General features: G+C 68.9%; 23 protein-coding genes. 12 read left to right on the top strand and 11 right to left on the bottom strand.

Going from position 1 to position 18736, the window contains the following annotated elements; genetic code table 11:
* Positions 1-69 precede the first annotated feature (69 nt).
* On the top strand, positions 70-453 hold the full coding sequence (locus tag QM638_RS10240; RefSeq protein WP_415141868.1) for a hypothetical protein: 384 nt from the start codon (positions 70-72) through the stop codon (positions 451-453).
* Between the two features lie 145 nt (positions 454-598).
* Here QM638_RS10240 and QM638_RS10235 read toward each other — a convergent pair whose 3' ends face one another.
* Positions 599-946 carry a LysM peptidoglycan-binding domain-containing protein gene (locus QM638_RS10235; RefSeq protein ID WP_415141867.1) on the bottom strand — a complete coding sequence of 116 codons (348 nt, stop codon included), beginning with the start codon at positions 944-946 and terminating at the stop codon, positions 599-601.
* 537 nt (positions 947-1483) lie between these two features.
* On the opposite strand from QM638_RS10235, the gene nrdR reads away from it, so the two are divergent.
* Positions 1484-1987, top strand: a complete 504-nt coding sequence (gene nrdR, locus QM638_RS10230; protein ID WP_415141866.1) for a transcriptional regulator NrdR — start codon at positions 1484-1486, stop codon at positions 1985-1987.
* A 116-nt stretch (positions 1988-2103) separates the two neighbouring features.
* Positions 2104-5010, top strand: a complete 2907-nt coding sequence (locus tag QM638_RS10225; protein ID WP_415141865.1) for a vitamin B12-dependent ribonucleotide reductase — start codon at positions 2104-2106, stop codon at positions 5008-5010.
* Positions 5011-5069: 59 nt separating this feature from the next.
* Here QM638_RS10225 and QM638_RS10220 read toward each other — a convergent pair whose 3' ends face one another.
* The 6 genes from QM638_RS10220 to QM638_RS10195 form a co-directional block, all read right to left on the bottom strand.
* Complete coding sequence (locus QM638_RS10220; protein ID WP_415141864.1) at positions 5070-5246, bottom strand: DUF86 domain-containing protein; 177 nt, start codon at positions 5244-5246, stop codon at positions 5070-5072.
* On the bottom strand, positions 5204-5545 hold the full coding sequence (locus tag QM638_RS10215) for a DUF86 domain-containing protein (RefSeq protein ID WP_415141863.1): 342 nt from the start codon (positions 5543-5545) through the stop codon (positions 5204-5206). The genes QM638_RS10220 and QM638_RS10215 overlap by 43 nt, the downstream gene beginning before the upstream one ends.
* Positions 5439-5732: a nucleotidyltransferase family protein gene (locus QM638_RS10210; RefSeq protein ID WP_415141862.1), complete on the bottom strand. Its 294-nt coding sequence runs from the start codon at positions 5730-5732 to the stop codon at positions 5439-5441. Before QM638_RS10210 ends, QM638_RS10215 begins: the two co-directional genes overlap by 107 nt.
* On the bottom strand, positions 5729-6106 hold the full coding sequence (locus tag QM638_RS10205; protein WP_415141861.1) for a DUF5615 family PIN-like protein: 378 nt from the start codon (positions 6104-6106) through the stop codon (positions 5729-5731). The genes QM638_RS10210 and QM638_RS10205 overlap by 4 nt, the downstream gene beginning before the upstream one ends.
* Positions 6107-6110: 4 nt before the next feature.
* Positions 6111-6263: a DUF433 domain-containing protein gene (locus tag QM638_RS10200; RefSeq protein WP_415141860.1), complete on the bottom strand. Its 153-nt coding sequence runs from the start codon at positions 6261-6263 to the stop codon at positions 6111-6113.
* Between the two features lie 276 nt (positions 6264-6539).
* Positions 6540-7343 (bottom strand): PIG-L deacetylase family protein, encoded by an 804-nt coding sequence (locus QM638_RS10195; RefSeq protein WP_415141859.1) that lies wholly within the window; start codon positions 7341-7343, stop codon positions 6540-6542.
* Between the two features lie 361 nt (positions 7344-7704).
* Here QM638_RS10195 and QM638_RS10190 point away from each other — a divergent pair, with 361 nt between their 5' ends.
* The 8 genes from QM638_RS10190 (at position 7705) to QM638_RS10155 (ending at position 14513) form a co-directional block, all read left to right on the top strand.
* Complete coding sequence (locus tag QM638_RS10190) at positions 7705-8592, top strand: ABC transporter permease (RefSeq protein ID WP_415141858.1); 888 nt, start codon at positions 7705-7707, stop codon at positions 8590-8592.
* Positions 8592-9383 (top strand): ABC transporter permease, encoded by a 792-nt coding sequence (locus QM638_RS10185; RefSeq protein WP_415141857.1) that lies wholly within the window; start codon positions 8592-8594, stop codon positions 9381-9383. The genes QM638_RS10190 and QM638_RS10185 overlap by 1 nt, the downstream gene beginning before the upstream one ends.
* A gap of 94 nt (positions 9384-9477) precedes the next feature.
* The gene (locus tag QM638_RS10180) at positions 9478-10548 is read left to right on the top strand and encodes an ABC transporter substrate-binding protein (protein ID WP_415141856.1); all 1071 of its coding nucleotides are present in this window, start codon (positions 9478-9480) and stop codon (positions 10546-10548) included.
* A 40-nt stretch (positions 10549-10588) separates the two neighbouring features.
* On the top strand, positions 10589-11713 hold the full coding sequence (locus QM638_RS10175; protein ID WP_415141855.1) for an ABC transporter ATP-binding protein: 1125 nt from the start codon (positions 10589-10591) through the stop codon (positions 11711-11713).
* Entirely contained in the window at positions 11710-12528 is an 819-nt protein-coding gene (locus tag QM638_RS10170) for a carbon-nitrogen hydrolase family protein (RefSeq protein ID WP_415141854.1), read from the top strand. Before QM638_RS10175 ends, QM638_RS10170 begins: the two co-directional genes overlap by 4 nt.
* Before the next feature lie 25 nt (positions 12529-12553).
* The gene (locus tag QM638_RS10165) at positions 12554-13243 is read left to right on the top strand and encodes an RraA family protein (protein WP_415141853.1); all 690 of its coding nucleotides are present in this window, start codon (positions 12554-12556) and stop codon (positions 13241-13243) included.
* Complete coding sequence (locus QM638_RS10160) at positions 13240-13992, top strand: 3-keto-5-aminohexanoate cleavage protein (RefSeq protein ID WP_415141852.1); 753 nt, start codon at positions 13240-13242, stop codon at positions 13990-13992. The genes QM638_RS10165 and QM638_RS10160 overlap by 4 nt, the downstream gene beginning before the upstream one ends.
* A gap of 35 nt (positions 13993-14027) precedes the next feature.
* On the top strand, positions 14028-14513 hold the full coding sequence (locus QM638_RS10155; RefSeq protein WP_415141851.1) for an Lrp/AsnC family transcriptional regulator: 486 nt from the start codon (positions 14028-14030) through the stop codon (positions 14511-14513).
* Here QM638_RS10155 and QM638_RS10150 read toward each other — a convergent pair.
* From QM638_RS10150 to QM638_RS10140, 3 genes are all read right to left on the bottom strand, one after another.
* Positions 14506-15015, bottom strand: coding sequence for an Lrp/AsnC family transcriptional regulator (locus QM638_RS10150; protein WP_415141850.1), 510 nt, complete (start codon positions 15013-15015; stop codon positions 14506-14508). The genes QM638_RS10155 and QM638_RS10150 overlap by 8 nt on opposite strands.
* A gap of 178 nt (positions 15016-15193) precedes the next feature.
* Positions 15194-15994, bottom strand: coding sequence for a hypothetical protein (locus QM638_RS10145; protein ID WP_415141849.1), 801 nt, complete (start codon positions 15992-15994; stop codon positions 15194-15196).
* 35 nt (positions 15995-16029) lie between these two features.
* On the bottom strand, positions 16030-16620 hold the full coding sequence (locus tag QM638_RS10140; RefSeq protein WP_415141848.1) for a DUF6318 family protein: 591 nt from the start codon (positions 16618-16620) through the stop codon (positions 16030-16032).
* Positions 16621-16899: 279 nt separating this feature from the next.
* On the opposite strand from QM638_RS10140, the gene QM638_RS10135 reads away from it, so the two are divergent.
* On the top strand, positions 16900-17961 hold the full coding sequence (locus QM638_RS10135) for a hypothetical protein (RefSeq protein WP_415141847.1): 1062 nt from the start codon (positions 16900-16902) through the stop codon (positions 17959-17961).
* Here the strand turns inward: QM638_RS10135 and QM638_RS10130 are convergent, their stop codons facing one another.
* Positions 17962-18714, bottom strand: coding sequence for an MOSC domain-containing protein (locus QM638_RS10130; protein WP_415141846.1), 753 nt, complete (start codon positions 18712-18714; stop codon positions 17962-17964). It abuts the gene before it with no gap.
* Positions 18715-18736 lie beyond the last annotated feature (22 nt).

The following is an 18736-nucleotide window of genomic DNA, read 5'->3' as shown; positions in this document are numbered from 1 at the left end:
AAGCGCGCGGGGGCGAGACGTGGCGAGCGACCGAAGCGCCGATTCAGGCCGCTGATCCTCGGTTACGCGGTGGCCGTCACGGTGCTCGTCGCGGCGTGGGGCTACCTGGTGTGGCTCGCCATCGACTTCGGCGGCGACGCGCGCGACGGCGATTCCGCGGCGTGGGCCTTCCTGGCGCTGGCGGCGGTCGGGGCGGTGGCGTGCCTGTTCGCCGGGTTGATGATGGTGGCCCGGGTGATGCGGTTGCTGGGCGACTCGCGGCCGCCGCCCGCGGCGGTCGCTCAGCAGCCGGGTCCGCCGGAATGGGATCGGTTCGCCCCGGGGGAGCCGGGAGGCGCCGACGGAAACCCATCCGGTGGTCGGTCGGCCGACCAGTCGGGCGCCGGGCAGGCGACGGTGCGAACGCCGTACCCCCCGACTCCGGGGGGCGGATCGCACCGGCACCGCGCCTGACCGGCCGATCGAGCTGACCGAACCCGATCGATGCATGCGAGAGGCGGGGCTGCCGGGCAGCCCCGCCTCTCGTCTTCCCCGGTGATGCCGCCGGCTGGGGTCGAGGCAACCGGCGGCGGCATGTGCGGCCCGTTCGGGCCGAGGCTCAGTTCGGGACCTGCAGCCGCTGGCCGGACAACAGCATCGAGTCCGTCAGGCCGTTGAGGTCGAGGATCCGCTGCTCCATCGCGCGTACGTCGCCTCCGTCGGCCGCCTCCGAGGCGATGTCCCACAGCGTGTCGCCCGGGGTCACGGTGACGACGTGCGTCTGCGACGGCCCGCCGTGCGACGTCGCGTCGGCGATGTTCGCGCCGAGGATGCCGATCGCGAACAGCGTCATCAGCGTCAGGGCGACGACCACGAATCGGCCGCGCCGGGTCAGTCGCACGCTCGGGCGGCGCGATGCGCCGGACGAGCGGGGGATCCGGAACTGCTGGGCGGTGATGGTGCTCATCGACGTCTCCTGGGGAAGTGGTGGCGATCGTCTGTCTATCGCCCGGGACCGACAGTTCTGCGCCGGTCTTGCGCCGACGCTGCGGAGCTCTCGGATCCCGGTGGTCGATCACTAGTTCGATCGAACGTATGATCGATGGTAGATCACGTGTTCGAAGAGATGCAAGGACCTGAGCGAAAATATGTTCGAACGTGGACTGGGGATCGCGGTGTCCGGGGACATGGGTGGCCGACCCGGGTCCGGACGACCGCGGGCGAGGCTCGAGCTCGGATGCGCCGGGAAGTGCCGAGACACGCCGGGACGCGGATCGCACGCTTGCATACGCCCGGGACGCGGCGTACGGTTACCACTACATCTAGTAGTTACAACGGTGTAGTTATCCACATCTAGTTCACATTCGGGAGCGGATTTCACACAGCTCGGGATCGGTTGTCCACAGCCGAATCCGGGTCGACCCACTGAGATCGGTCCGGGTTCCGTGCGGGACGCGGCGCTGGCCGGGCGAGTTATCCACAGGCAACGCAGGAAGGGGATCCAGTGCACTGTCCGTACTGTCGGCACACCGACACCAAGGTGCTCGACTCCCGCGTGGCCGAGGATGGCGGCTCGATCCGGCGCCGTCGGATCTGTCAGGCCTGCGACAAGCGGTTCACCACCGTGGAGCTGATGCAGCTGACGGTGCTGAAGAGGTCGGGGGCCACCGAGCCGTTCAACCGGGACAAGGCGATCGGCGGCGTCCGCAAGGCGTGCAAGGGCCGACCGGTGACCGAGGACCAGCTGGCCTGCCTGGGCCAGACGGTGGAGGACGCGTTGCGCAGCGGCGGTTACGCCGAGGTCCCGGCGCACGAGGTCGGGATGGCGATCCTCGCGCCGCTGCGTGAGCTGGACGAGGTGGCCTATCTGCGGTTCGCCAGCGTGTACCGCCAGTTCGCCTCCGCGGATGACTTCGAGGACGAGATTGCGATGCTGCGCACCGAGCGGGAGCTCCATCGCGCGCCCGATGCGTCCGATCCGGCCCCCGACTCAGCCGTCTCCGGCTGACCACAGACGCCCGGGCAGGCCGTGGGGAAGCGAGCCTGCCCGGGCACCCAATCGATGCCGATTCAGAACAGTCCTTCCACCCAACACACGAGCAGACTGCAACCAGGGGGAACACAATGACCGAGACGGTGAGTGGCGCCGAGGCTCAGGCGCAGGCCATGCCGGCGGAGCGTCCGGCGGGGGCCGGGCTCCACGTCGAGCGGGTGTTCAGCACCGCGGGCGTGCATCCGTACGACGAGATCAGCTGGGAGCGCCGGGACGTCGTCCAGACCAACTGGAAGACCGGTGAGACGGTCTTCGAGCAACGTGGCGTGGAGTTCCCGGACTTCTGGTCGGTCAACGCCTCGACCATCGTCACCACCAAGTACTTCCGCGGCGCGCTCGGCACCGAGGCCCGCGAGACCAGCCTGAGGCAGCTCATCGACCGGGTGGTGCACACCTACGTCGCCACCGGCGTCGAGGAGGGCTACTTCGCCACCGCGGCGGATGCCGAGGTCTTCGAGCACGAGCTGACCTGGCTGCTGGTCCACCAGTACTTCGCGTTCAACTCCCCGGTCTGGTTCAACGTCGGCACGGCATCACCGCAGCAGGTCAGCGCCTGCTTCATCCTCTCCGTCGACGACTCGATGGACTCGATCCTGAACTGGTACCGGGAGGAGGGCTTCATCTTCAAGGGCGGCTCGGGCGCCGGTCTGAACCTGTCCCGGATCCGGTCGTCGAAGGAGCTGCTCTCCTCCGGTGGCACCGCCTCCGGGCCGGTCTCCTTCATGCGCGGCGCCGACGCATCGGCCGGCACGATCAAGTCCGGTGGTGCCACCCGTCGGGCGGCCAAGATGGTCGTGCTCGACGTGGACCACCCCGACATCGAGGAGTTCGTGCAGACCAAGGCTCGCGAGGAGGACAAGATCCGAGCGTTGCGCGACGCGGGCTTCGACATGGACCTGGGCGGCGCCGACATCACCTCGGTGCAATACCAGAACGCCAACAACTCCGTGCGCGTCACCGACGAGTTCATGCACGCGGTGGAGGAGGGCAAGAAGTTCGGGCTGCGCGCGCGCAAGACCGGCGAGGTGATCGAGGAGGTCGACGCCCGCGAGCTGTTCCACAAGATCGCCGTCGCCGCCTGGGAGTGCGCCGACCCGGGCCTGCAGTACGACGACACCATCAACGACTGGCATACCAACCCGGAGACCGGCCGGATCACCGGCTCGAACCCGTGCTCGGAGTACATGTCGCTGGACAACTCCTCGTGCAACCTGGCCTCGCTCAACCTGCTGAAGTTCCTGCGCGAGGACGACACCTTCGACTCGGTGCGCTTCCAGCAGGCGGTCGAGCTGGTCTTCACCGCGATGGACATCTCCATCTGCTTCGCGGACTTCCCGACCGAGGCGATCGGCCAGACCACGCGGGACTACCGCCAGCTCGGGATCGGGTACGCGAACCTCGGCGCGCTGCTGATGGCGCTGGGCCTGGGCTACGACTCCGAGGGCGGCCGCACCATGGCGGCGGCGATCACCTCGTTGATGACCGGCGCCGGCTACAAGCGCTCGACCGAGCTGGCCGGGATCGTCGGTCCGTACCACGGCTACGCCCGCAACTCCGAGGCGCACCAGCGGGTGATGCGCAAGCACCAGGCCGCCAACGACGCCGTACGCTCGGTCAACCCCGTCGACCGCGACGTGCTGAGCGCTGCGACCAAGGCCTGGGACGACGTCGTGGAGATCGGCAAGGTCAACGGCTTCCGCAACGCACAGGCCTCGCTGCTCGCGCCGACCGGCACCATCGGCTTCATGATGGACTGCGACACCACCGGCATCGAGCCGGACTTCTCGCTGGTCAAGTTCAAGAAGCTGGTCGGCGGCGGCTCGCTGCAGATCGTCAACCAGACCATTCCGCGGGCGCTGACCAAGCTCGGCTACCAGCCCGAGCAGGTCGAGGCGATCGTCGCCTACATCGCCGAGAACGGTCACGTCGTGGACGCTCCCGGCCTCCGGCCGGAGCACTACGAGGTCTTCGACACCGCGATGGGCAAGCGGGCGCTCAAGCCGATGGGCCACGTGCGGATGATGGCCGCGACCCAGCCGTTCCTCTCCGGGGCCATCTCCAAGACCGTCAACCTGCCCGAGACCGCGACGGTCGAGGACATCGAGGACGTCTACCTGGAGTCCTGGAAGCTCGGTCTCAAGGCGACCGCGATCTACCGCGACAACTGCAAGGTGGGTCAGCCGCTGGCCGACGCGAAGGCCGAGAAGTCGGCCACCGAGGCGATCGAGGCGGCGACCGAGGTCGTCGAGAAGGTCGTGGAGAAGGTCGTCTACGCCCCCACCCGCAAGCGGTTGCCGAAGTCCCGGGTCTCGCGGACCACCTCCTTCACCGTGGGCGGTGCCGAGGGGTACATGACCTCCGGAGCGCACGAGGACGGCACCTTGGGGGAGATCTTCCTCAAGCTGGGCAAGCAGGGCTCCACCCTGGCCGGTGTGATGGACGCGTTCTCGATCGCGATCTCGATCGGCCTGCAGTACGGCGTCCCGCTGGAGACGTTCGTCTCCAAGTACACCAACCAGCGCTTCGAGCCGGCCGGCCTCACCGACGACCCGGACGTCCGGATGGCGCAGTCCATCCTGGACTACGTCTTCCGCCGCCTGGCGCTCGACTACCTCTCCTTCGAGCAGCGTGCCGCGCTCGGCATCTACTCCGCCGACGAGCGGCAGCGCTACCTGGAGACCGGCTCCTACGAACCACTGGAGCAGGGCACCACCGCCGCCGAGCTGGTGGAGGCCCCGGTCGCGCCCGCCCCGGTCGCCGCGGCCGCGCCGCCGGTCGAGGACGCCACCGTGGTCGAGGACGAGACCGAAGTGGCCGAGCCCGAGCCGAAGGCCGCGCACACCACGGCCGAGCTGCTCGAGCAGATCAGCGGGATGGCGGTGGACAGCCCGCTCTGTTTCACCTGCGGCACCAAGATGCGGCCGGCGGGCTCCTGCTACGTCTGCGAGGGTTGCGGGTCGACCAGCGGCTGTAGCTGAAAGCGACATACGCACCAATGCCGAGGGCGGCCATCCGAGAGGATGGCCGCCCTCGGCATTCAGATCTGGATAGGCGGAGTCGGCGGCGGGCCGGCCTCATCGAGGAGCGCATCGACAACGGTGCGGACGTCGGCGAGGTTCTCCGTCGCCGTACGCCAGACGGTCAGGTTGTTCACCTCGGTGTAGCCGTGGATCAAGACGTTGCGCATGCCGATGATCCTGTGGACATCTGGCACACGGTCGGCAGTGTCCGGGTGACCTTTCGGAGCATGCTCATCGCTTCGCCGGCGATCTCGAGTTGCCGCTCAACGCCGGAGCGAAGCAACAGGTCGGCGTCGTAGTCGTCCCAGGTCTTATCGGCGACGAAGCCCTCGATCCGTCGGATGGCCGTGGCCAGATCCCAGAGCAGTGCCGCGGACCTAGGCTGCCTAGACGTCTTGGGCAGTGCTGAAGGTCGTTGCCGCGAAGTAGGGGTTCTCGACCGCGTCCGACATGACGAGGTCCACCGATCGCCCCGTGATCCGCGCGAGCTCATCGCGAAGACCGCGGTAGTGGCCGAGCAGGTCGTGGATCTCCGGTCGGAAGTCGACGAGGAAGTCGATGTCGCTTCGGTCCGCATCGAACTCGTCCGTGACCGCGGAGCCGAACACGCGAAGCCGCGCCACGCCGAACCGCTCGCAGGCGCGCGCGACAGCGGCAGCGTCGAATCGAGCGGCGTTCATGTGCCGAGTCTCCCAGGGGTTGGCCATACGGGCAGCAAGGCCGGATCTCGCCACGCCACGGACGGTGGCGCGACGAACACAACATGCCGACTCTCGTCGATGAGCGGTTCGAACCACGCGAGCAGGTCAGCGCGACGGGTGTGTCCGATCCGCGCCCAGAGCACGGCGGGTGCTTCACCGCCGCGGGCGATCATGTGTGAGAGATCCTCGTCCTTGGTGACGATGACGGCTTGATCCGCGAGCGCGAAGCGCCAGAGACCATCGTCCGACGCATCGCCCGGGCCGATGTCGGTGACGTGGTCGGCCTCGTGTCCGTGCTCACGCAGGAGCCGGGCCAACGCCGGAGGCAACTGGGCGTCGACGAGGAACCGCACGGTTCTACGAAGCGGTCATGATCGCGTGGTCGGTCTGAGCTGCGGCGTACTCGAGGCAGGCTCTGATGTCCTCGGCGGCGAGATAGGGGTAGTCCTCGAGGACCTCGGCTTCGTCGGCGCCGGCGGCGAGCAAGGCCAGGACGTCGCTGACGCGCATGCGCGTCAGCGCACCGTCGGGCGCCCGTGGGCGACGGCCGGGTCGATCGAGATCCGATCTAGGAGAGACATCGTCTGAGGATACCGGGAGCCCGACGACCGCCCCGAGCGATGAATACGGCCGGTCCGAATAGGTGCGCCACCGGTCAACCGATGGGCTTGCATCGGCTGGAACGTACGTCGCGAGGGCGGTCATCCGGACGGGTGGTCGCCCTCGCGGCAGCTCAGGGCGTGGTGGCCGGAGGCGTCGGAGCACCACGGCCGCATCGACGCGCCGTTAGACAAGTCGGACGAAGTGATCGCGATCCCACCCGGAGACGTCGCGAACGAACCGGAGCAGGACGGAGTCGCCCGAGCCGACACGTTCGTCGGTGAGGTCGGCGTACGCGGCGGTGCCGAGACCGGGGACGTAGCGGTCGAGAGCCTTCCGGCGACGCTCGGCCGTCCCGTCGGGACCGGTCACAGTGACCACGGCCGGTCGGAGAGCGGCGCCGATGGCTCGACCCGATCCAACCGTCCGACCGAGGGTCGTCGCGGCTTCGTGTCGGGCACGTTCGACGGCCCGCCGGTCGAGGACCGCTCCGAGGGCAACCCGGGGTGGGAGCGCCGACCGGGCCAGAGCCCGTCGGACGGCACCGTGGCAGGCGACGTGGTCCGGATGACCGGTCAGCCCGTCGGGGCCGACCGTGAGGAGCACGTCCGGCCCAAGCGCGTCGATCGCCTCGACCACCGCGCCGGCCAACACCTCGCCGGAGGCGGTCGCGATCGTCCGCTTCGCGTCCTGTGGTGTGTCGTGCCAGCGTCCAGGCTCTGCCAGATAGTCCCAGTCGTGGATCCCGAGCAGCCCGGTCGAGGCCGCGAGGCTCTCCTCCTTACGCAGTCGGGCAGCGGTGAGAGCGGGCGTCGTCAACTCGCTGGCACGGCCCTCGCCGCCGGTGAAGAGCCGCAGGTGGACGGTGGCACCGGCATTGGCGGCTGCGATCGTGGCAGCGCCGGTGGCGAAGACCTCGTCGTCGGGATGGGCGTGCACGACGAGCACGACGGCGTCGGTCCAGTCGCCGCCTTCCCGGTCGCGGAACATGGCCCCACCCTAGGGGCGTCCGTCTGGCGCTGCCGGAGCCCGAATCTCTCGCGCCGCAGGTCTTCGGGCCCATCGGAGCAGCACGTTGCCGTGGTAGCCGCCCAGCAGCGCGACCGCCTCACGGTCGAGAACCGCCTACGAATCGCGCGGGCGTCCACGGAGGCCCCGCTGCAGCGGGTGTGACCGCGACCACAGATCGTCGGCTGGTGGTGGCCGGGGAGAGGTCTGCGAAACGCCACACCATGAAACGAAGAGGCCACGCGATCCGCAGCGCTCAGCCGTATCGCGGGGCCCGCCGGTGGACCACGATGGTGGCCAGATCGAATCCGTACGAGACCGGCTGCGAGAGGAGAGAGCGTCCATGAGCACCAGCACCGCACCCGCTGGGGGAGGTCCGTCGAGGAGCCGCGGATCCCTGGTCGGCTACGCGCTGCTGCTGCCCGCGGTCGTCGTGATCGCCCTGCTGGTCGTGCTCCCGTTGGCGGTGATCGCGCGGCAGAGCTTCGAGCTGAGCGACCCGCTCGGCGGTGACCTGGGCGGCTTCACCTGGGCCAACTACTCGAAGCTGGCCGACCCCGTCTACGCCAAGATGATGGGCTACAGCCTCGGCATGGCGGCACTCAACGCAGCGGTCTGCCTGGTCGTCGGGTACGCAGTCGCCTACTGGATCTCGACCCGCCCGGTCCGTCGTCAGCCGCTTCTGCTCATGTTGGTGATCGTCCCGTTCCTGACTGATTTCCTGGTGCGCACCTTCGCCTGGATCACGTTGCTCGGCTCGGGCGGGCCCTACGTCAAGATCGCCCGGTTGCTCGGCTTCGACCCGAACTCCCTGGTGCCCTCGCAGCTCGCCGTCGTGATGTCGCTGCTCTACGCCTTCCTGCCGGTCGCGGTCTTCCCGATCTACGCCTCGATGCGTGGCATCGACCCCGCCCTGCGGGAGGCGGCGGCCGACCTCGGGGCCGGCTCCTGGCAGATTCATCGGCGCATCTTCATCCCGCTCTCGGCCAGCGGCATCGGCTCCTCGGTCCTGCTCACCTTCGTCCCGACGGTCGGCGTCTTCGTGATCCCCGTCCTCCTCGGCGGTGGGAAGCACCCGCTGGTCGGCAACCTGATCGTCACCCTCTACACCGAGTTTCGCAACGAGCCGCTCGGCGCCGCGATGTCGATGGTCGTGCTCGTCTTGATGCTGCTCTCGCTGGCGGCCGTGGCCGGCCTGCCCCGCTTGATCACGAAGTGGAGGAACGCCTGATGGAACCGCTCCTGGAGCGCATGATCGGCTGGTTCTCCCGGCTCGTCCTCGTCTTCTTGTACGTGCCGATCGTGGCGCTGATCGTGTACAGCTTCAACGCCTCGGAGGTCAGCTACCGCTACCCCGGAGTCAGCGGCCGGTGGTACGTCGAGCTCTTCCACGACGCCCGCCTGCTCGAGACCCTGCGCACCAGCGTGGTGGTCGGCGTGCTGGCCTCGCTGATCGCGACGGCGCTCGGCTTCCTCAGCGCCTTCGCCCTGGTCCGCTTCCGGGTGCGCGGTCGGGCGTTCTTCCTCGGCGCCATCCTGGTCCCGCTGATCGTGCCTGAGATCGTGCTGGGCGTCGCCCTGCTCACGGTCTTCAGCTCGGCCGGCATCGCCACCGGCATGCTGACTCTGGTCCTCGGCCACGTGGTCGTCGTGCTGCCGCTGGCCACCTTGGTGCTGCTCGGCGCCATCTCGGGTCTGGACCCGAGCCTGTCCGAGGCGGCGACCGACCTCGGCGCCTCCGCCTGGGTCACCTTCCGCCGGGTGCTCTTCCCGCTCCTGCGGCCGGCGGTGCTCGCCGCCTTCCTGCTCAGCTTCACCACGTCCTTCTCCAACATCGTGATCTCGACCTTCACCTCCGGAGTCGGCACCACCACACTCCCGCTGCGGATCTACTCGATGCTCCGCACCGGCCTCACCCCGGAGATGAACGCACTGGGCACCTTGCTCGTCCTGTTCACGCTGTTGGTCATCGCCCTCGTCGGCGTCCAGCAGATGCGACGGATCCTCGCCAACACTCCCTAGCCCATCCGCGCCTCCACCTTCCGCCGGGATCCCACCGCCGCGGTCTGTCCGGCACGCACCCATCACCCGACCGCACCACCGAAAGGCACCACCTGTGAAGACCAAGGCACTCCTGGCCGCCGGATTGGCCGCTGTCACGCTCCTCTCCCTGTCCGCCTGCGGATCCTCGGGTGGCTCCGCCAGCAGCGACACCGACACCGGCACGCTGGCGATCTACGCCTGGGCCGGCGAGATCCCGGACGCGGTGATCAACGGCTTCGAGAAGGAGACCGGGATCAAGGTCACCGTCGACACCTTCGACAGCAACGAGACGATGATCTCCAAGCTCGCCGCGGGGAACTCCGGCTATGACGTCGTCGAGCCCAGCCAGTACGCGGTTCAGCTCATGGTGCAGCGCAACCTGCTCGAGAAGATCGACCACGCCAAGCTCAAGGGCTTCGGCAACCTCGCCGCCAAGTTCAAGAACCCGAGCTTCGACCCGGGCAACCAATACAGCCTCCCGTGGGCCTGGGGCACGACCGGCATCCTCTACAACGAGTCCTGCACGGGCGCCCCCGTCACCGGCTGGTCGGACATGTGGAACGCGAAGTACAAGGGCAAGATCTACATGCTCGACAACATGCTCTCGGCGTACATCGCGGGCCTCCAGGTCCTCGGCCTGAAGGCGACCACGACCTCGAAGTCCGACATCGCCAAGGCCACCGACAAGATGCTCGCGCAGAAGCCGCTGCTCGCCGGCTACAACAGCGACAACTATGCCGACCTCGTCGGCTCGGGTGACGCCTGCATCGCCGAGGCCTACAGCGGTTCGGTGTCGGCCAAGGCCGTGGCGGCCAACCCCAAGGTGCACTACGTCATCCCGTCCGAGGGCGGCACGCTCTGGACCGACTCCTTCTCGATCGTCCAGGGCACCGACAACGAGTCCGGCGCCTACAAGTGGCTCAACTACACCCTCCGGCCGGCGGTGGCGGCCGAGCTGACCGACGACGCCCAGCTGGCCAGCGTGAACACGGCCGCGATGGCCAAGGTCAAGGATCAGTCGCTGGTCAAGAACGCCGCCATCTATGCGCCGGCCGCCGACCTGACCAAGTCCGAGTTCATCATCGATCCGGGCAAGGCCATGACCTACTTCCAGGATGGCTGGACGAGGATCCGCGCCTCCTGACCGTCCGTCCGCCCGAGTCACCTGCACGGAGAGCACCCCGATGACCCAGCCCGCACCTGCCTCATCCCCGGAGCGACCGGCCGTCCGGCTCAGAGGGATCACGAAGTCCTTCGGCGACAATCTCGTGGTCGAGCCCCTCGACCTCGAGATCGGTCGCAACGAGTTCTTCTCGATCCTCGGTCCCTCGGGCTGCGGCAAGACCACCCTCATGAGGATGATCACCGGCTTCGAGGCGCCGACCGCCGGATCCATCGAGTTGGATGGCGCCGTCGTCGACCGGGTGCCCACCCGGCAGCGGGACCTCAACATGCTCTTCCAGAGCTACGCCCTGTTCCCTCACCTGACCGTCTACGAGAACGTCGCCTTCGAACTGCGGGTACGCCGCACCCCGAAGGCCGAGCTCGACAGGCGGGTGCGGGAGGCGCTCGAGCTGGTGCGGCTGGGCGACTTCGCCAAGCGCAAGCCGGCCGAGCTGTCCGGTGGGCAGCGCCAGCGGGTGGCGCTCGCCCGGGCCGTCGTCGGTCGTCCGGCCGTCGTCCTCCTGGACGAGCCGCTGGGTGCGCTCGATCAGAAGCTTCGCAAGGAGATGCAGTTCGAGCTCAAGCGGCTCCAGCGTGAGGTCGGGATCACCTTCATCTACGTGACGCACGATCAGGAGGAGGCACTGACCATGAGCGACCGGATCGCGGTGATGAACCGCGGCCGGGTGCTCCAGGTCGCCAGCCCCACAGAGATCTACGACGCCCCGGCGTCGCGGTTCGTCGCCTCCTTCATCGGCAGTTGCAATCTGTTCGATGCCGCCGTGGTCGACGGCTCCGCCCGGCAGGTCGTGGTGCCCGGTCTCGGGCCGGTGCCGGCGGTGGCTCCCGAGCGGACATCGGCCGGACCGGTGGTTCTCGCCGTACGACCCGAGCGGGTCTCGCTGTCCGCCACCGAGATCCCCGGCGGCATCGAGGGCCTCGTGACCGAGCGCGTCTTCCTCGGCGACGAGTGGATCTATCGGGTCCGTACGGCGATCGATGGACCCGTCCTGTCCGCCCGGGTCCCGAGCGGCGACCTGACCACCGCCCTGGCCGGGGTGCCGGACGGTGGTCCGGTCTGGATCTCCTGGCCCGACGCCGCCGGTCTGGTGCTTCCCGCCGACGCCGAGGGAGAGGGCGCATGAACGGCAACCCGTCGCTGGTGGCTGCCGTGGCCCAGATGGCTCCGGGTGTCGACGGAGCGTCGAACCGTGCCGAGGTCGCCCGACTCGTCACCGAGGCCGCCGGGGTGGACGCGCGACTGGTCGTGCTCCCCGAGGAGGCGATGCTGGTCGCCGGCGACGTCGAAGGAGCAGTCGCCGAGGTGGTGGCGCAGGAGTGGCCGCTCTTCTTGACGACCTTGTCGGAGCTGGCCGTCGCCCAGGATGTGTGGATCATCGCGGGTGGCTACGAGCCGTCGGGTGAGGCTCGCCCCTACAACACGATCGTCGTGCTCAATCCGCGCGGCGAGGTGGTCACGACCTACCGCAAGCTCCACCTGTACGACGCGTTCTCCTATCAGGAGTCCGACTACGTCGTGCCCGGGCAGGAGCTCCCCCCCGTCGTGATGGTCGAGGGCGTCGCCATCGGACTGGTCAACTGCTACGACATCCGCTTCCCCGAGCTGACCCGCGACCTTGTCAACCGCGGAGCCGATGTCCTCTCGGTCTCGGCGGCCTGGGTCGCCGGTCCGGTCAAGGAGGACCACTGGACCACGCTGGTCCGGGCCCGCGCGATCGAGAACACCTGCTGGGTGCTCGCCTCGGGATCCAGCGCCTCCAGTTGCATCGGCACCAGCCTGGCCGTCGATCCGCTGGGCGTCGTCCGTGCGGGACTCGGCCCCACCCCCAGCGGCGTAGCCCTCGTCACGGTCTCGCTCGACCGCACCGCCGAGGTTCGTGAGTCGCTCCCCGCCCTGGCCAACCGGCGGTTGGAGATGACCGTCGAGCTCCCCGCCTGACCCATCCCTGATCCGAAAGAGAGTCATGTCCTTCACCCTCGGGACCCCGCCCGCCCAGCTGTCCGACGCCCTGCTCGAGCGACTGCGCCGGGTCTCCTTCCCCACCCTGGGGCACTACCTCGAAGAGGGATTCCTCGATCCCGCGATCCAGCGCCAGTGCGGCCGGGGCCGCGTCGTCGGCCGGGCGATCTCGGTGCGACTGACCGGGCAGGACTCCACCGTCCTGCACCACGCGGCCGGCCACTGCCGGCCGGGCGACGTCTTCGTCATCGACACCGGCGGTGACACCCGGCACGCACCGGTCGGGGAGGTGCTGGCGGTCACGCTGCACGCCCGTGGGGCGGTCGGCGTCGTCATCGACGGTGTGATGACCGATCTCGACCAGGTCGAGCCGCTCGGGCTGCCCGTCTACGCGCGCGGGCGCAGCGTGCTCACCACCAAGCTGCTGCACCTCGACGCCGGTGGGCTGCACGTCCCGGTGAGCGTCGGCGGCGTCACGGTGACGTCCGGTGACGTCGTGCTGGCCGACCGCAACGGCGTCTTCGCCGCCGCGCCGGCCGTCGTGGAGGCGCTCGTCGACACGGCTCTCGCCGACGATGCCGAGGAGCCTGCTCTCCTCGCCGAGGTCCTCGCCGGCGCCCGTCTCGGCGACCTCACCGGGGCGACCGCCGCGATCGAGTCCCTGCTCGCCGAGCGTGGGACCACTGCGTCGTGAGCGCGCTCATCAAGGCCGCCGTCAACGGCGGGCGGTCGTACGCCGAGAACGCGGCCGTGCCGATCACCCCGGCCGAGATCGCCGCCGCCGGTCGCGAGGCCGTCGCCGCCGGCGCCGATGTCGTGCATGCCCACGCCCGGCGGGCCGACGGCGGTCAGACCATCCACCCCGACGACATCCGCGCGATGGTCGAGGCGGTGCGCGCAGACGCCCCCGGCGTCGTGCTCGGGACCACGACCGGGCTGTGGACCTGTTCCGGACACGCCGAGCGCATGCGCCTGGTCGAGGCCTGGCCCGACGACGTCCCGCTCGACTTCGCGAGCGTCGCCTTCTGTGAGGAGGGAGCCGCCGAGGCGGCCGACCTCGTGCTGGCCAAGGGTCTCGTGCTCGAGTCCGCGGTGTGGGCGCTGGCCGACGTACCGGCCCTGCTCGCGGCCCCGAGTCTGGAGCGCAACGTGCGCATCCTGATCGAGCCCGAGGATGCGGATCCCACGGTGGCGGTGGCGCACGCACGCGCGATGGCCGAGCGGATCCGGGCGGCCGGCGTGACGGCCCCGCTGCTCTACCACGGCTACGACGCCACGGCCTGGCCGTTGGTGCGGGCGGCGTTCGAGGACGGCGTGGAGACACGCGTCGGCTTCGAGGACACGCTCGTCCTCGATGATGGCGCCGTGGCGGCCGACAATGCCGCGATGGTGCGGCTGGCGCGAGAGATCGAGGCATCCGTGCAGGCGAGAGCCACCGCCTGAGAAGGCCCGCTGAGGGTGATGGGACCATGGGTCGCATGGCAGTCGATGAGATCGACCGACGACTCGTCGAGCTGCTCGGGGAGGATGGTCGGCGCACGTTCACGGAGATGGCCTCGATCCTCGGCGTCTCCGAGGGGACCGTGCGGGCGCGGGTGCAGCGTCTCACCTCCGACGGCACGCTGCGCATCGTGGCGTTGTGCAACCCGCTCACCCTCGGCCACCAGTCCGTGCGGCTCCTGCTCACGGTGCGCAAGCTGACGCCGCGGGCGGTGGCGCGCTCGCTGGAGAACATCCCGATGATCGGGCAGATCGCGCTCCTGGCGGGCAGTCACGACATCTGGGTGGAGGCCACGCCCCGCGACCTCGGTCAGCTGGCGGATCTGCTCGACGAGCTACGCCGTACGCCGGGCGTCGCCTCGATCGACCAGGCCGTACTGACCCGCCTCTACAAGGACTACTCCTGGACCGGGCTGCGCGATCTCTCGGGCGAGCGCGCACAGGGAGGTGGCGGCGTCAGCTGACGGCGCCGCTGGTGGGGTGTGGCCGGGTGGGACGGTCCACCGGCTCGCGGAAGCCGGCCCAGACGTAGGTCTCCTTGATGATCTCGAGCACGGTCGCCGTCTCCACGACGTCGACGCCGGGGATCCGGCGCACCTTCTCGGAGAGGAACTCCGCGAGGTGCGCGTTGTCGTCGAACCGCACGTCGACCGTCAGGTCGAAGCTGCCGATGGCGGCGCCGACGAACTTCACACCCGGCATCTCCGAAAGCGCATCCGCCACGCTGGCCAGGGTCGCACCGCGCACCCGGATCGAGAGGTGCGCCTCGAGGAAGCCCATCCTGGTGGCGTTGGGCATCCCGACCACCTGCACGATCCCCAGGCCGAGCAGCCGGCGGTAGCGGGCTCGGACGCTGGCCTCGGAGAGCCCGACGTAGCGGCCGATCTCCCCGAAGGAACGCCGCCCGTCGATGCGCAGCTGATCGATGATCTTGCGGTCGATCACGTCCACGGCCTCGGGCTGCACGACGCCATGCAACCATGCGTCGGGGTGTGCGCCAAGCACGGGCGTCGACGGCAGGCTGACAGACGTCGCGGGCACGTCGCGGACGTGGTGGAGGAGTCGTGGCGGGGTCTCGGCGGGGGCTGGGGGAGGGGGAGCCGCGATCCGGCCGAACTCGCCGGTCCGGCGCGACGGCCGGGCCTCAGCCCTCCAGATGAGGGCTGGCGGTCAGCGTGGTGAGGTCGTGTGGCGAGCCCTGGATGGTGACGGTGCCGTCGACCGGTCGACGCGCGCGACCGTCGATGCTGTAGCTCGCGGCGTAGGTGACGTCGAGGTGTGGGTGGAAGGTGTCCTTGGTCAGATAGCGGTGGGTGATGTCGCGACTCAAGCGCGCCTGACCCGAATACGGTTCGCCCGGAGTGGTGGTGGTCGTGTCGTCGCCGTCGTCGAAGTACCAGTGGAATCGGCTGGGCCTGATGTGGAAGTCGATGCGGTGGCCCAGGAGCCTCACGGATCGGTCGAACGGCTCGCGGACGGTGTAGAAGATCGTGTCGAAGTTGACCAGCGTGAGGCCGCCGGGAGGTTGGACCTTCAACGGGGCCTCGGGCAGCGGTATGCGGAAGAAGGCGCTCTCGATGCTGTCGCGAGTGAGCTCGATCCTTTGTCCGGTCGACAGCGTCGATCCGCATATCTGCCCGTAATTCGACCGACTGCTGTCATTGCTCAGCCAGTATCCCCATCCGATGGCAACGCTGCCGTCATCGCAGTGAGATCTCCGCGCGCACTCCGCGTAGGCTGAACCGATGCACTCGATTGCCTCGACCCATCGGCCGTCCGCGGGACGTGTTCCTGTCGTTGAGTTCGTCGAGTCCGACGATGTTGTCTGACTGTGATCGTGGTGCGCCTCTTTCATGCCGATCTCGAGATCGCCATCGGGCTGGTTCGGTGTGACGTCTACGCCGAATGGTGCCGCGATAGCCTGGCGGTGAGGAGCGACAAGCACCCCCAAGCATAGGAGGCACGCGGCGACTCGGGTGGCTAATCTAGTAAGGCCCACGTTGAGATCTTCCACCCGTGACGGACTTGGACGATTGTCATTTCCATTCTTGAGGTGACCGTTGGAAAGACATCTAATTTCCCAGTGGGGTAAGAAATCTTTTCTTGAGTGGTGTGAAGCTTCATCTGAACAATTATCGGAGATGAGGGGTCGTTGTCGATCGCGTGGTAGGCAATGATGTTTCGCGCAGTGTGAAGTCCACCTGATATGACGCCATTACGCCGGCGAATCTTCTTTTCATGAAGACGAACGGATTCGCAAGTATCGCAGTTCTCCGAGGCCAGGCTGGCCAGGATGGTTGCGTCAGCAGTCGCCGTCATGTAGTTGAGAACCTCAACGAAGTAGCGAGTGAACGCCTTGGCGCCCGCCAGGGTGTGCCTGCGGGCGGCGGCGGGCATCCTCGGCGGTTGCGGCCGGCCGGCGGTGGGGCTGGTGGTGGGGGTCGGGTCGTCGACGGTGGTGATCACGGTGGACGGTGTCGGCGCGGAACCAGGGCTGTCGTCGCCACACCCGCTCAGTGGGGTCGCGACGCCGAGCAGGAGCACGATGCTGGTGATCGTCGTACGTCTCATCTGACGTCCTTCCCGAGATCGCGTCGTCGACGCTTGGTGTGAAGTATCGGCCGCTCACGCGCTCCTCGCCAGCCCCTGACCATCGGTTGTGGAGAGCGAGCGGTCGACGAGATGTCCAGGTTTCGGCGCTTGTGCTGTGGAAGGTCGTGGTTGTCCCCAGCGACCGGAGGCGGGGGTGCGCGTTGGCTGCGTTCGCGGTTCGGTGGGGGCATGACCCGCCCGCATCGGCACCCGCATCATCGACCACGTCCGTCGGTCCGCCTCGGTCCGCGTCCGCAGATGCGGTCACCCGACTCCCGCTATCTGCATGCGATGTTCGCCGCCGACGCCGCCGAGGAGCGGGGCAACGTCGCCGCGGCGCTTCGGGCGATCGCCTCAGTGCCCGATGACTGGCGTGGCAGGCGGCTCTGGCGACCGGCTCGGATCGAGCGGCTCCTGCAGCTGGAGGAGTTCGGTCCACTGCTGCCGCGCTGGGCCACCTCCCGCTGGCTGCTCGCCCAAGCGCATCATCATCGCGGCCGGGACCAGCGTGGCCGGCTCGGTCGCGCGGTCGCCACCGCCCGGGCGGTGCGTCGCGCCCCCGGCGTCCACCATGCCCATCTCGACGAGGACCAGATCCTCGACCATGACTGGGTCTGCTGGCAGACCCACCTCTACGACTACGGCGGGCTCGACCGATTCCTGAGGTACGGCGCCTCGCCGGAGCTGGTTGCGGCTGCCGACCGGGTTCGGCAGTGGGGGCATGCGCCGATGCGGGCACTGCAGCTGGTCGAGCTCGAGCCGAAGCTCCTTCATTGGCGCGATCCGTCCGAGGAGCGGGTGCGGACGATCAACCTCGGTGCCGCCGTGCTCGTCGACAAGGGCGAATGGGTGCTCGGGCGGGTGGTGCCGATCGGCGACGATCCGACGCCCTGCGAGGCGATGTTCGAGAGCGCGCCGCTGCTGGTGCCGGAGCCGGTCGCGCGGGCGGTCGCGGACGATCCGCCCAGGTGGGTCGAGATCCTCGAGCGCGGGTGTGCGCAGGTGGTCGACGACCCGGACCGGCACATTCGCACGGAGCTCTTCGACTTCTCGCTGCTCTCCGACATCCCCTGGGTGCTGCCAGGGCTGCTGGTCGAGAAGTACGGCGGCGCGACGGCCCTGATCGAGCATCTCGGTCTGGACGGGCTCGCCTGCGTCGCTGCGCTACTGGTCCGCCCCGGGATGTCCGTCGCGCTGGGACGGCAGAGTCTGGACTCCCAGGAGCTCCGGGCGACCATGCATCTGGCCGAGCTGCTTCCGGAGCCGGCGGCCTCGATCCTCCGTCATGCGCACCGATCGCAGAGGGAGGAGGTGTCGTGATCAGCGACCTGCCCGCCAACTGCCCGGCTCGATCACCTCCGCGAAGACACCGAACGCCGGCTCGCCGCGCGCGTTGCACGGTCGGAAGACGGTCAGCTCCTTGAGCAGGTGCGTGCCGCGGGCGCCGTCCCGCGGGTCGATGTCGATGACCGCGCATCGTGGGATCGACCCGTCGATCCGGACCACGGCGGACCCGATCCGGGCGAGACGGCCCCGCCAGCTCTCCTCGACGAACGGCACGTCGGTGGCGACCACCAGGTTGGCCCGGAAGCGGGCCGCCGCCACCGGCTCCTGAACGCGGTCTGCCAGCGCGGCCAGCGATGCCGAGCCCACGATCGAGACGGTGCCGCCGTAGACCACCTCGCGCGGTGCGGTCGCCGCCAGCCGCACCGGTGCGCCGACCAGGTCCGAGAACGCCTCGTCGAAGTCGGGCCCGAGGATCTGCATCCGGGCCGGACGGCCCCAGAAGTCGGCCGTGACGCGCTCGCCGGTGGGCGTTGGCGTGGCCCGCAGGAGCTCGCCGCCGGGAAGGCGGACCTCGAGCTCGGTGCCGCGGCACGCCGCATGCACGGTGACGAGCTCGGGGTGCTGCACCGTCTTCAACACCCGTGCCGCGCCACCGTGCCGCGCGATCAGCGCGTAGCGCCGATCGCCGACCACGCCGCCGGGGGAGAGCCTCACCTCGTCGAACGACCGATGAGCGGTCCCCTTCACCGGCGCGAAACCGGCTCTGAGCACCTGGAGGTGAGGCATCGGGAATGATCGAAGGGATCGA

It is taken from the genome of Nocardioides sp., assembly GCF_047606145.1.
Classification (GTDB): Bacteria; Actinomycetota; Actinomycetes; order Propionibacteriales; family Nocardioidaceae; genus Nocardioides.
The sequence above is the reverse complement of the archived record's forward strand: the minus strand, read 5'-3'. Positions and strand labels throughout refer to the sequence as shown.